General features: G+C 35.3%; 13 protein-coding genes and 1 pseudogene. 12 read left to right on the top strand and 2 right to left on the bottom strand.

The features are described 5' to 3' along the window. The 10 genes and pseudogenes from JCM21714_RS14610 to galU form a co-directional block, all read left to right on the top strand. Nucleotides 1–433: UPF0236 family transposase-like protein (locus JCM21714_RS14610; RefSeq protein ID WP_200868461.1), on the top strand; the 433-nt coding region annotated here is incomplete at its 5' end. A gap of 505 nt (nt 434–938) precedes the next feature. Then, entirely contained in the window at nt 939–2,123 is a 1,185-nt protein-coding gene (locus JCM21714_RS14605) for a nucleotidyltransferase domain-containing protein (protein WP_035725441.1), read from the top strand. A gap of 40 nt (nt 2,124–2,163) precedes the next feature. Further along, a pseudogene (locus tag JCM21714_RS14600) lies at nt 2,164–4,071 on the top strand (asparagine synthase-related protein); the annotation flags it as partial. Between the two features lie 22 nt (nt 4,072–4,093). Further along, complete coding sequence (locus JCM21714_RS19920; RefSeq protein ID WP_035725439.1) at nt 4,094–4,225, top strand: paeninodin family lasso peptide; 132 nt, start codon at nt 4,094–4,096, stop codon at nt 4,223–4,225. A gap of 257 nt (nt 4,226–4,482) precedes the next feature. Beyond that, entirely contained in the window at nt 4,483–4,887 is a 405-nt protein-coding gene (locus JCM21714_RS14590; protein ID WP_084040857.1) for a lasso peptide biosynthesis B2 protein, read from the top strand. Nucleotides 4,888–4,949: 62 nt separating this feature from the next. Next, entirely contained in the window at nt 4,950–5,126 is a 177-nt protein-coding gene (locus JCM21714_RS22105; protein ID WP_235182922.1) for a hypothetical protein, read from the top strand. Then, nucleotides 5,084–5,902 carry an HPr kinase/phosphorylase gene (locus JCM21714_RS14585; protein WP_235182921.1) on the top strand — a complete coding sequence of 273 codons (819 nt, stop codon included), beginning with the start codon at nt 5,084–5,086 and terminating at the stop codon, nt 5,900–5,902. Before JCM21714_RS22105 ends, JCM21714_RS14585 begins: the two co-directional genes overlap by 43 nt. Continuing rightward, nucleotides 5,874–6,164, top strand: a complete 291-nt coding sequence (locus JCM21714_RS14580) for a lasso peptide biosynthesis PqqD family chaperone (RefSeq protein ID WP_035725435.1) — start codon at nt 5,874–5,876, stop codon at nt 6,162–6,164. Before JCM21714_RS14585 ends, JCM21714_RS14580 begins: the two co-directional genes overlap by 29 nt. 32 nt (nt 6,165–6,196) lie before the next feature. Then, on the top strand, nt 6,197–7,996 hold the full coding sequence (locus JCM21714_RS14575; protein WP_035725433.1) for an ABC transporter ATP-binding protein: 1,800 nt from the start codon (nt 6,197–6,199) through the stop codon (nt 7,994–7,996). 198 nt (nt 7,997–8,194) lie between these two features. After that, entirely contained in the window at nt 8,195–9,073 is an 879-nt protein-coding gene (gene galU, locus JCM21714_RS14570) for a UTP--glucose-1-phosphate uridylyltransferase GalU (protein WP_035725431.1), read from the top strand. Between the two features lie 643 nt (nt 9,074–9,716). Here the strand turns inward: galU and JCM21714_RS14565 are convergent. Next, nucleotides 9,717–9,905 (bottom strand): competence protein ComK, encoded by a 189-nt coding sequence (locus tag JCM21714_RS14565; protein WP_052000765.1) that lies wholly within the window; start codon nt 9,903–9,905, stop codon nt 9,717–9,719. A gap of 518 nt (nt 9,906–10,423) precedes the next feature. Between JCM21714_RS14565 and JCM21714_RS14560 the strand changes: the two genes are divergently transcribed. Then, entirely contained in the window at nt 10,424–11,782 is a 1,359-nt protein-coding gene (locus JCM21714_RS14560) for an SIR2 family protein (protein ID WP_035725429.1), read from the top strand. A 31-nt stretch (nt 11,783–11,813) separates the two neighbouring features. Then, the gene (locus JCM21714_RS14555) at nt 11,814–12,014 is read left to right on the top strand and encodes a hypothetical protein (RefSeq protein ID WP_148295052.1); all 201 of its coding nucleotides are present in this window, start codon (nt 11,814–11,816) and stop codon (nt 12,012–12,014) included. Nucleotides 12,015–12,767: 753 nt separating this feature from the next. Here JCM21714_RS14555 and JCM21714_RS18730 read toward each other — a convergent pair. Then, nucleotides 12,768–13,079, bottom strand: a complete 312-nt coding sequence (locus tag JCM21714_RS18730; RefSeq protein ID WP_052000764.1) for a hypothetical protein — start codon at nt 13,077–13,079, stop codon at nt 12,768–12,770.

Genomic DNA, 13,079 nt, shown 5'->3' with positions numbered 1-13,079 from the left:
GTTAGAAGACGATACGAAAATGGAGAAAGTGAGACAATTTAAACAGTATATTTTACATAACTGGTCACGCATACAGGATTGGCGCACAGTGGTAAAGCATCCACCGAAAGGAGCACGTCGATTAGGAGGAATGGAATCGCATCAACGTCATGTCACGTACCGAATGAAGAAGCGAGGAATGCATTGGAGTGATGAGGGTGCAGAAGTCATGGTGAAGATAAAGCAAGGGATGTTGAATCACACGTTACGAAAAGCTTATCTTAAAGGGCAGAAACGTAGTGTAAGAGAGCAAAGGAAAGTAAAGCAAGTCATTCGTATGTCCACTTATTTGAAGCAAGAAACGCATCCATCGATTGGAGTGAAGCAAGGATCGATTAGTTTATATACAGCGCATTCGAGTGCTAGAGGCCAATTATTGAAGAGTTTCCGTTAACCGCTCGATGGAGGTTAGCTTCTGAAAGAAGGTTACCTCTATCGAGTGGAAACCAAGCGACAGCGCGGTAGCACCGAAGTAAATTCCCAGTTAAAGTGTACGAAATGAAAAAGCGTGATCTATTGGGGCTTCTACCTTACCGAGAAAAACTTGACACATACATTATTTAAAAACTAGTTGTGATTTTTTAGATTTATTGTTATTATAAATCTATCTAAACAATTTAACTCTTTACTTTTTATGAGAACAGATCGTAAAATTTTTAATGAAAAACTTGAAGGCAGTCAAGTAGATTTTATTATTTAAATAACTTTATAAAAGGAAATTAATCCATGCTGTAATACATAGGCATGGTAAAAAAAGCTCTTTATGTTCTTTATTAAGAACATAAAGAGGAGTTTCCACTAGGATGGTTCTTTATTAAATGTTTAGAGAAATCCATTATTTATTTTAGAAAGCATCACTCTAAACCGAAAGTTGGAGTCATTAGGGGGAGAAAATCACCATGCAAATTAATAAACTTGAGCTAAGTTCATTGTCCAAAGAACTTAGACTAATACTAGCGATCATAAAGATCGATAATGTCTCTGATTATTTAAAAGAAAATAGTGAATTACTAGATGATATAGACTGGAAAGAGTTTATTTATTTAGCAAAACATCATCGTGTTTACCCAATAATTTATGAAAAAGTATCTACAAAAGGTATTATTAATATTCCTAAAGTTGTTATAGATACTTTAAATCACTTATATTCTAGAAATACAGTAAATATGTTGACCCTAACAGCAGAATTAACGACTGTGACTCAGACTCTTAAAAATAATAATATACCTTCTCTCGTATTAAAAGGACCTGTACTTGCGGACTATCTATATGGAGATGTATCTAAACGCACATCAAAAGATATTGATCTACTAGTACCACACTATAAAATAGAACAATCTGAGGAACTTCTTTATAGTTTAGGCTACCAATTGGAATTTCACGGTCCGAGAATTCTTAATGATTGGAAAGTTAAATTACATCATCTATCATTTTTTCATCCAACTAAGCATATTCAAGTAGAAATACACATGAATTTAAATCCTGATATGGGATCGGAACCAAAGTTTAAAGATTTATGGATGCGTAAAAATACAAGTTATATTGCAGATATACCCATTTACTTTTTAGGAAACGAGGATCTATTTTTTCACCTCGTTACACATGGGGGGGCAAAGCATGCCTGGTTTAGATTAAGGTGGCTTATAGATATTGATAAAATGGTAACGAAGGAATTTAATTATACGATCTTGTTAAATTTATTAAATAAATATGAAGCTAATAGATCATATGGACAAGCAATGATTTTATGTGCATCTTTATTTGATACTAAAGTTAAGAAAGAATTTCAAGAACTAATAAGTGAGAATAGTGACCAAAAAAAACTATCACAGCAAGCTCTTTATTTTATTAATCGAGGGTTAATACCTCATTCGCAAGAAAACTCAAAGGCATTTTTTAATGAATATATAAATTATTTAAATACCTTAAGAACTAAAAGGCAAAATGTGTTAATGATAATGAATCGAATGTATCCAAGTTCCAAAGATGCAATTGCTTTACCATTACCAAAGCCTTTACATTTCCTGTACTTTCCTTTGCGTCCTTTTATCTGGTCGTATCGGAAAATGAAGAAGATTCAATAGCTTAATAGTCATAAAATATACTATTCAATGAGGGATTGTAATGAGTGCAATAGCAGGTATCTTTAATGTGAAACAAAGGTCTATAAACATGGAAGATTGTAATAGGATGATGCATAAGTTAAGTCAATACTCCATAGATAAGACCGATGTATGGACTGGTGACTCTATTTTCTTAGGTTGTGCATTACAATCGATTACTCCTGAATCGATCAATGAGCGTATCCCTTTTTATGATAGCGAGCGGCGATTGGCAATTACAGCTGATGCGATTATTGACAATCGCAAGGAATTATTCGATCGTTTACAAATTGATAAAAGCAATAGACTGCTCATGCCAGATAGTCAGTTAATAATATTAGCTTACTTCAAGTGGGGGGGGAGGACACTCCTCTATACTTAATTGGTGATTTTGCATTTCTTATCTGGGATGAAAGGCAACAAAAACTATTTGGTGCCAGAGATTTTTCGGGAATGAGAACACTTTATTATTATAATGATGCAGAGCATTTTGCATTCTGTACTGCCATAAAACCGTTATTACAATTACCATATATTCAAAACCAACTGAATGAAACATGGCTAGCTGAATATTTGGCTATCCCTGAAATGATTGATACAGTGGATTCCTCTCTTTCAGTCATTAAGAATATTAAACAACTTCCACCTTCCCATTCCATAACTGTCACGTCTGACCGCACCACAGTAAGCCCTTATAGCCCATTGCAACTGGATAAAAAAATAAAATTTAAAAAAACGGAGGATTATGTAGAAGCATTCCAGGAAGTCTATCAAGAAGCAGTGGATGCCCGTCTCCGTTCGATAGGTCCTGTTGGTGCTCAATTAAGTGGCGGATTAGACTCTGGTTCGGTTATAGGCTTTGCTAGTAGAACACTAAAGAAAGAAAATAGGCCATTGAATACCTATAGTTATATTCCTGGCGAGAAATTCGAAGATTGGACACCCTCTTATATGTTAGCAAATGAAAGTGACTATATAAAAACACCGTTGATTATCTAGGAGGAATAAATTCGAATTACTATTCATTTGATGAGAAAAGTCCTTTATCAGAACTTGATGAATGGCTTGACATCATGGAGATGCCGTATAAGTTCTTTGAAAACTCTTTCTGGTTAAAGGGAATCCATGAGCAAGCGCAAGATCATGGCGTGAAGGTATTATTGAATGGAGCTAGAGGAAACTTCACCATATCGTGGGGAAAAGCATTGGACTATTATAGTAATTTGATTCGTCAGTTTAAATGGATGAAACTTTCTAAAGAAGTAAAGTTATATAGTGGAAATAATTCGGTTAGTCAGAAGCGAGTATTATTTTCAATTGGAAAAAGAGTGGCTCCATTTCTAGAACCAACTAAGAATCTATTCACATTTCCAGAATTAATCAATAAGAGCTTTGCTGCAGAGACAGATGCTTTTGAGAGAATAAGTGATATAAACACAGATGGTTTAAAAAATGATGAGATTCGACAGATGCATTTTACACAATCATGCATGTGGAATGTTACAGGAACTTCTGCTACGAAGCAATCACTTAAATATGGAATGTGGGATCGAGATCCGACAAACGACTTGCGTGTAATCCAATTTTGTCTGTCTTTACCTGATGATCAATTTGTTAATAATGGATTAGACCGTGCATTGATCAGGAATGCAACGAAGGGATATTTACCAGATAAGATCAGGCTAAATCAGCGAGTCCGTGGGATACAAGCGGCAGATTGGCTCTACCGAATGCAACCAGTATGGGAGAATTAGTTGCAGAGTTTAAACGGTTAGTTCGTGACCCAATCTGTGCTACCTATTTTAATATGGACTTGCTGAATAAGATACTTGCAAAAATGGAAGCAACACCGTCTGCAGATAAAGCATTTGATCCTGAATACAGGATAATGATGCGGGCGTTAATTGTATACAGATTTTTGAATAGATTTGAAGCTAAAGGAGGTGATATACATGAAACAAGAATGGAATGCGCCACAGTTGGAAGTACTTGATGTAAAGGAGACAATGTTGGGACCAGGATATAAATTTGTTGATTTTACTTTCAGTGATATTGATGAAGTAGGAGAAATTCATGCTAGTTAATAAGTAATACCAAGCAATTATATAAGAAACCCTTCTAATGGTAAGTGTGAAGGGTTTCTTTATCTAAAAAATATTTCATTATTTAGTTTCTAAAAGGTATACTTTTGTATTTTTTACACTAATTGTTCTTAATAAAGAATAAAATTGTTAAAAATTACGTTAAATAATGAAAGATAAATATATTCGATAAGGGTGAAATAATAGTGAAAAGATTTGTTCGATTTCTATCTTTACCACTAAATAGAAAGCTCTTATATATGGAAGCTTATATACATTTAGGAAGAGCAAGAGTATTAAAATCACTACCTTTTAGTCAAGTGGCGAAAGGGTTAGGAAAACAAGCGATAGAGACTGATAGGGATACCAACTGTAACCTGTCTGATCTAAAAGATGTATCCACAGCCATTCAGATTATGAGTAAATATACGATATGGCAAAGTGCATGCCTCGTGCAAGCAATTGCTGCCATGAAAATGCTTGAGCGAAGGGGAATAGAAAGTACTATTTATCTCGGTACTGCAAAGGATAATAAGCAAAAAATGGTTGCACACGCATGGGTGAGAAGTGGGCCATATTATGTTACAGGGGGGGTTACAGGGATGAAAAGTTTTACTGTAGTTGGAGTGTTTGCAAATTTTTTGGATAAGGAAGTGCACCATTAATTACCTGATAAATCTCGACTTTCAAATGCAAGTATACTACTTCCAAAGGAGTGACTTTCACAATGTATAAGGATGAAACAAATTTTTATCATGCATTTGGCTTCAACATTAAGAGTGATTTTATCTTACCTGAGTTAACGGTAATCAGAGATACCGGAGATAAATCGATGTCATTATTGAAAGAAGAGAACTCGATGTGTGGGATGAATTCGAAGAAACTACCAGTCATTTTGTTGTGAAAGAACAAAGAGTATTGTTTCATGTACCAGATACCGCCATATTTATGATGGAACATGGCTCAAAGATTACGGTGTCACCTATAGATGATAACAAAGCTGACAATTTACGCCTTTATCTGCTTGGCACATGTATGGGTGTACTGCTCATGCAACGAAGAATTATTCCATTACATGGGAGTGCGATTGAAATTGAAGGACGAGCTTATGCTATTGTTGGTCATTCAGGAGCAGGAAAGTCCACTCTTGCTTCGGCATTTATGGAAAGAGGCTATCGACTTTTAAGTGATGATGTGATTCCAATTACCTTTTCCGATGAAGATAAACCAATCGTTACTCCATCTTATCCACATCAGAAACTATGGACCCAAACGCTTGAACATTTCGGCAGAGATACAAGTGGGTTGAAGCCAATTATTTTTCGTGATACTAAGTTTGGGGTACCAGTTACTAATCAGTTTTGTTTTGAAAAATTACCACTTGCAGGAGTTTTTGAAGTTACAAAGACGTTAGATGATCACATTCAAATAAATCCAGTCGAAAAATTACAGCAATTTTATCTTCTTTATAAACATACCTACCGAAATTTCCTTATTAAACGAGCTGGACTTATGGAATGGCATTTTCAGACCGTAACCAAAATTTCTAACAGTATTGATTTCTATCAATTGGAACGACCAAGTAACCGATTTACCGCAGAAGAATTAACGGACGTACTATTAACGACGATTAACAAGGAGGAATGGATCGATGAACAAAGTAGAGAAATTCTCAATTAAGCAGACAGTCAAACAAATGGAAGGAAACATTGTCAGTGATATGAATGGCGAAAAAGTGATGCTGAGTGTTCAAAATGGCAAATACTATAATTTAGGAGCGCTCGGTGGAGAAATCTGGGATCAAATCAAGGAACCCATCACTATCGAAGACCTCATTACAACTCTACGGACCAAATATGAAGTAGAACAACAGCAATGTGAGGAACAAACAATTGCTTTTCTTCGCCAGTTGATGGATGAAGGTTTAGTGGAAGCAGAGTAAGTAGTTATTATAGAACGTGGGGGGTGAACGTGGTGCAGCATGTTGTCTATTTTCTGAAACAAATTCATGAATACTCAGGTGCCGTGTTATATTTTAATATATTAGCAATGATGGGCATAGGACTGCTGAACGGAATTGGTATATTACTTCTTATCCCGATGATTAGTATGAGCGGAATTATTGAGATCAATGCGAAAGAAATACCTTTCATGGAAGTATTTCAATTCCTGGATTCCTTCTCCGTTTCGATGGGATTAGTCATCATTTTAAGCATTTTTGTGGCAATTGTGATCGGCCAGAATCTGCTACAGCGCCATATCACGATTCGTAATTCGGAGATTCAGCAAGGCTTTTTGCGCTATTTGCAAATCAATACGTATCAGTCTTTATTGAAATCAAACTGGGGCTTTTTTTTGAAAAACCGAAAATCTGATCTGATACATATATTAACGATGGAAATATCGAAAACGAATGCCGGTACGCAATCGTTTCTGAATTTAATTGCTTCCTTTATTATAACATTGATGCAAATTGGATTGGCTTTTTGGTTATCACCTGCCATCACCTCATTTGTTTTAATATGTGGGTTATTCCTTATGTTAATTAATTTTAAATTCTTAAGACGATCTCTTCACTTAGGTAAGAAGAATGTCGAGTTAGGGAAAAGTTACTTAGCAGGTATAACAGACCAAATTAACGGAATGAAGGATATTAAGAGTAATTCGTTAGAAGAGCCAAGAATGGAATGGTATCGTTCCATTACCAAACAGATGCAAGACCGACATGTCGATTTCACCAGGGTGAAGACGACGTCACAAGCCTACTATAAAATTGCCTCAGCAGTATTTATTGCGGTGTTTGTGTATGTGGCTATCCAACTGTTTGCAGCACAGGCAGCACAATTAATGTTAATTCTGCTTATTTTTTCACGTTTGTGGCCAAGAGTTGCTGGTATGCAAAATTCAATGGAACAAATCGCTATGTCGCTTCCCTCTTTACAAATAGTCCAAGGATTACAAAAGCAAACAAGTGAAACAAAGGAGTTCCAAGAAGACTTTAATCCATCTGTTGCACCTTTAGAAATTGTCGAAGGTATCACGTGTGAAAATGCTTCGTTTCGTTATGATAGAGAAAAGCCGGAGTTTGCATTAAAGAACATTAATTTGTTTATTCCCGCTAACAAAATCACTGCGATTGTCGGTAAATCTGGAGCTGGGAAAAGTACACTGATTGATTTGCTGATGGGGGGGCTTAATCTTCCTGAAGACGGAGAAATCAAAGTTGATGGTCAATCACTATCATCTACCCGAATCATAGCTTTGCGAAGCTCGCTAAGTTATGTTTCGCAGGATCCTTTCTTATTTAATACTACGATTCGGGAGAATCTATTAATCGTGGCACCAAATGCTAGAGATGAAGCATTAATGGAGGCATTAGAATTTGCCTCTGCAGCCGAATTTGTTAACAAGCTTCCAGACGGTCTTGATACGATTATTGGGGGGGATAGGGGGGGTATAAAACTATCAGGTGGTGAGCGCCAAAGAATTGTGTTAGCACGAGCCATATTACGTAAACCTTCTGTATTGGTATTAGATGAAGCAACAAGTTCCTTGGATACGGAGAACGAAACCAATATTCTAGAAGCAATCGAACGCATAAAAGGAAAGCTGACGATTATTGTCATCGCTCATCGGTTATCAACGATTCGTGATGCAGACCAGGTCGTTGTGCTGGAAAATGGTGAAATTATTCAACAAGGAAAATACCATCAACTATCTACCACAAAAGGAGTATTTCAAAAAATGCTTCATCGGCAACTGGTAGGAAGTTGAAGACAAGGAAGAGATCAACCCAGATCCTTTAGATAATCAGGAGAGATCGGATATATCCAATGGTTGTCCTGTCGATGAATGAACAGGAACGACTGGCATGTTGAGTTAGTGGATTCTTAAACATGGAATAAGGATAATGATCATGCTAAAATGGAGTGGAGATAAGCCGTGCGAAAATTTGGTAGTGGAGGTATTCCAATGAAAAAGATCACAAAAGCGATTATTCCTGCTGCCGGTCTAGGAACGCGCTTTTTACCAGCCACAAAAGCGATGCCTAAAGAGATGCTGCCGATTGTAGATAAACCTACTATTCAATATATTGTGGAAGAAGCAGTGGCATCTGGAATTGAAGATATCATCATCGTAACGGGTAAAGGGAAGCGTGCCATCGAAGACCATTTCGATCACAATTTTGAGTTGGAAGATAATCTTATAAAAAAAGGAAAGTTCGAATTACTTGAAAAAACAAAACAACCCTCCGAGGTTGATTTACATTATATTCGACAGAAGGAGCCATTGGGATTAGGCCATGCTGTCTGGTGTGCCCGTAAATTTATCGGTGACGAACCATTTGCTGTTTTATTAGGTGATGATATTGTCAAAGCTGAAAAGCCATGTTTGAAACAATTAATCGAACAATATGAAAGCTCAGGTGGATCGATTCTTGGTGTACAGCAAGTGCCAGAAAATGAAACGCATCGCTATGGTATTGTCGATGCCTCCGAAAAAAATGGTGATCTGTACTCCATTAGGAACTTAGTCGAAAAACCAAAACAGGGCACCGCGCCATCCAATCTAGCCATTATGGGACGATATATACTATCACCTGAAATTTTTGACTATTTAGATCTGCAAAAAATCGGCGCTGGTGGTGAGATCCAGCTAACAGACGCCATTCAGCAATTGAATAAAAATCAACGTGTTTTTGCCTACGATTTTGAAGGAAGACGATATGACGTCGGAGAGAAACTAGGCTTTATCAAAACCACCATAGAATTCGCCCTGGAAAATGAAGAAATCGGCGACCAAGTAAAAGAAATAATCCAAGAACTCCTGCAAGAAAAAGCTAATAAGTGAGCCGCGGTGAAACATAGGGGGGGACGTATCTCGGTGTTTCATTTTGAGCCGCTGGGATAGGTTATCTGTCCCGTTTTTTAAATTTTTATAAGCAGCGTGTATTATTTTGAAAATCTCTTGCCTTAATATCTGATATAAGTCGACTTAATGCATTCTGATGCTACTTCAGGTAAGGGTTCCATCCATGCATTTATCATTGGCCCCCCCAAATGTTGGAAAATAAACATCTCATATCTAATTTAGTATAATATTACATTCTCTTCACTGGAAATGTAGTGCTGTAGACGGGAAAAGTAGCTCGCTTCACTGGAAATAACATTAATTCCAGTGAAGCGAGCTACTTTTCCAGTGAAGAAGAAGATATTTCCCGTCAAGAGCAAACGATATCCCGTGAAGCGGAGATTATTTCAAAGGTGCAGACCCCCTCAAAAATACAATTGTTCACATATGGAGGACAGTGTGCGGATTCGAACCTGTTTGACAGGATTGTTACTTTTATGTGATTTTAAGTCGAATGCATTGCGTATGAATTATTTGGGATCATTGGGCATAAATATATAAGTTAATTACAGCTCATTTCTTTTGGAAGTTGGTAGGCATTTTTATTTGCTTTTATCTACACTGAGGTATGTTTTTGGTTCACTCACTTCATTTGATCAAACACTACCTTACACATGCCTTTACGATTGTATTGTTTTTTAATGGTGTGAATGGATTGATCTATTAGAAGTGTTTTATTATTAGCGAGAATGACTTGTGTTCCACTGCTCGTAGAATGTATCGATTGAATGGCGTGAAAAAACAGCCAGATACAATGAACTGATGCGGGCAATGGGACGAGAGGATAGGCAGGCTCTCTGTCCCCCCCTAATTATTCATTCCTATATATGCTGAAATTGAGTTTAACTGCTATGAAGAAAAGTTTGTTGCACTTGTGCAATCTTTTTTTAGTTAGAATTGTACAGGGAACTTTCATTAAAAAGTGATTAGGGTATGAAACTTGGTAATAGATTTATGTGAAAATATTGTGAGGACCAGAAGTATGATGCCTTTTTATTTGGGAAATCCTACCTTCAATTCGAAAATATGGTAAAATAATACTATTATTATAATGTGTAGTTAAAATATAAATTTTTGAGGAGGTGGAATTTTCAAATAGAAAGTTACGATCATTTTTATGCTAATTCTTCTTTCTTATATGATCCGATATTTTAGCACAAGTATGGGAAAAATCTTAAAATTTTACTAGAAGTAAAAACTAGTTCTTGGATATGTTAGATTTGGATTATTCTGTTCTTTGATTGGTTCTATTCTTATAGATTACGGGCTAAAAGGGGGGGTTGAGTAGATTTGTCTTTTGATGATTTAGTAAATGGTAACAAACTGCCGGTATTGTTTATAGGTTCAGGTTTTAGTCGACGCTATTTAAACTCACCGGATTGGGAGTCATTGTTAATAAATGTTTATCAATTCATGGGTAAGCGTGAAATAGATTATAAAACTTTAAAATTAAAAATTAAAAATAAGAGGGAACACAGAAAATTAGGTGACGGAGAAATAAACGCAATTATAGCTGAAGAGATGGAAATGGAATTCAATGATTATTATTATGAAAGTGAACTAGCACAGCAATATCCCAGATGGATTGAAGAAGAAGTAAATCCGTTTAGACAATGTATAGCAACGATTTTAAGTGAGTTGAAATTGCTTCAAGAAAAGGAAGAAGAAATACAAGCATTTAAAGAGTTGAAAAATAAGATAATGTCTGTCATCACTACCAATTATGATAATCTTATAGAAAACTTATTTGATTTATCAAAAGATAGCACATTTATTGGTCAACCACAGCTTTTCAGTCCTAATTCAATGGAACTTGGTGAACTATATAAAATACATGGTTGTGTGACTGAACCGGATAACATTGTAATTACAAAAAGTGATTATAGTAATTTTAGAGAAAACGCAAAATTATTTAGTGCAAAATTGCTTACATTAATATCTGAAAATCCAGTAATCTTTATAGGGTATTCAATAAATGATCCTAATATGCAACAAACGTTGAGTGATTTAATTCGTTGTTTATCCAAAGATCAAATTGATAATCTGAAAAATCATTTTTATGTTCTTGAATATAATAAAGGCGTTCAAGAAATACAGGAAAAAGAATTACTGTTTCATGCAAAATCTTATCAAGGTGAAACCACTACCTTTCCATTAACTGTTATTAGCACGGATAATTATCTGGAGATATATCAAAAGCTTAATGAATTAACTCCAGCAATGAATTTAAATACAGTCAAGCAAGTAAAACGTATTGTGAAAGATATTGTGATTGAATCTGTAGAATCTAAGGCGAAAACAGATGTGATGACGATATTTATGGATGATATAAGTAAGTTGAAACAAACTGATCAAAAATTTGCTATTGCAATTGGGAATATAAAAGACATTAACAGTAATTACGGGTATAATCTTAGGCCACTTGAGGAAGTTCTGGAGGATGTATTGTATGATAATAAAGATTTTAATTCAAAAAAGTTAATTAAAGAAACATATGAAGAATCTTATCTTAAGATAAAGCGTATCATCCCGATTTATAAATATCTTAATAAGTTATCTCGCGAAGAGATTGAAGAAAGCCCCCAATGTTGCAAGTTATGTTTCTTCACATTCGAAGAAAATGGATTATTTAAATTCTGGCATTATTAGATCACTGAAAAATATATTAGTCGGCCATAGTATGGCAGATATGCCAGCTGGTAATAAAGGGAACTCATATAGAACCTATTTGTGGATTATAAAAAACTTTGAATTGTTGCCACTTGAAGAAATTAGAGACTTCTTGCAAAATGAATTTGAACATTATGCCCAATTTGACAATAATCAACAGAGTAGTTATAGAAGGTTAGTATCATTATATGATTTATTTATGTATAAATAAAAATAATCGCATGAAGTGTTCATATTTTTAAAATATGAATTCCATGCGATTATTGTTCTTCAATAATTATTATGCTTTTATTATATTCAATTATGACCAATTCGTCAATTAATTATAAATTTTTTTGGTTAGAAATTATTGTTCTTTTAATTTCCAAATGCGTGGTCTAACTCCGCCGTCTTTAGACGGTATTCGCTTTTAGCCTTATCTTTTCATGTCCATAGTTAAACTACGAGGTGAAAAGTATGGATGGATATAATAAAAACAGTCATGTTACATGATATCAAGTTATAGGTGCCAGACCCTCCGAAAATACCATTGTCTTCGCTGGGAGTACAGTTGAATAGATGACCCTAGTTGTCTTCCACTTCCTGTTTTTTGTTAAATGAAAACAAAAATCGGGGGGGGAGTTTTTGATTCATATGTGAATACATGTTCATGTATTTAGTGTATTAGTGAACATTGTTTTACAACATCCTGCTAAATCGTGTTGCTTTTGTAAGTAGTGTTTGATTGGATTTCAAAAAAAGAGCATGAAATCGCTTGGCAATCTAATACTCTACTTCTCTATGGTATATATTCTTCCCCACTTCGAATATAATAGGCAACAAACTGAAATGCATCATCTAATGTCCATACATTCCAATTATCTTGCCTTTTATTCCAATCACCTGGAATGTAGTGATGATGATGTGGTTCGGATTTGAATCGTAATTCAGGTGGCGTGTTTTCTGAATCATGTGGGTCGTTTCCCTATGCAGATAGGTGCTGTTTATGTTTTCCTCTTCTTGGAATAATAATTTTCCAATGATACATATACTTTGTTACTCTGCCATCTTTATACTTCTCAATGGCATGTAATCCTGTCTTTCCATAAACCGGGTGTTCGATTAATGGAAATAACACCGATAATACATTTGATGTTAATTTTATTTTAGGGTATACCTTTTCTCTACCAGGTACGTAAGAATAGGTTGCGAAAATATCCTTGTATTCTTCTAATATAACAGGGATGTTAGCAGGAAGAAGTAGTTTGTGAACGTCAGTATATGTTCTACTCTTCAT

Origin of the sequence: Gracilibacillus boraciitolerans JCM 21714 (genome assembly GCF_000521485.1) — a bacterium.
GTDB lineage: Bacteria > Bacillota > Bacilli > Bacillales > Amphibacillaceae > Gracilibacillus > Gracilibacillus boraciitolerans.
This window is presented reverse-complemented; position numbering and strand designations above follow the sequence as displayed.

Excerpts from the sequence above, each read along its gene's own strand:
- JCM21714_RS19920 (WP_035725439.1), top strand. The coding sequence starts at position 4,094 with ATGAAACAAGAATGGAATGCGCCACAGTTGGAAGTACTTGATGTAAAG.
- galU (WP_035725431.1), top strand. The coding sequence starts at position 8,195 with ATGAAAAAGATCACAAAAGCGATTATTCCTGCTGCCGGTCTAGGAACG.
- JCM21714_RS14580 (WP_035725435.1), top strand. The coding sequence starts at position 5,874 with ATGAACAAAGTAGAGAAATTCTCAATTAAGCAGACAGTCAAACAAATG.
- JCM21714_RS14605 (WP_035725441.1), top strand. The coding sequence starts at position 939 with ATGCAAATTAATAAACTTGAGCTAAGTTCATTGTCCAAAGAACTTAGA.
- JCM21714_RS14555 (WP_148295052.1), top strand. The coding sequence starts at position 11,814 with ATGGCAGATATGCCAGCTGGTAATAAAGGGAACTCATATAGAACCTAT.
- JCM21714_RS14590 (WP_084040857.1), top strand. The coding sequence starts at position 4,483 with ATGGAAGCTTATATACATTTAGGAAGAGCAAGAGTATTAAAATCACTA.
- JCM21714_RS22105 (WP_235182922.1), top strand. The coding sequence starts at position 4,950 with ATGTATAAGGATGAAACAAATTTTTATCATGCATTTGGCTTCAACATT.
- JCM21714_RS18730 (WP_052000764.1), bottom strand. The coding sequence starts at position 13,079 with ATGAAGAGTAGAACATATACTGACGTTCACAAACTACTTCTTCCTGCT.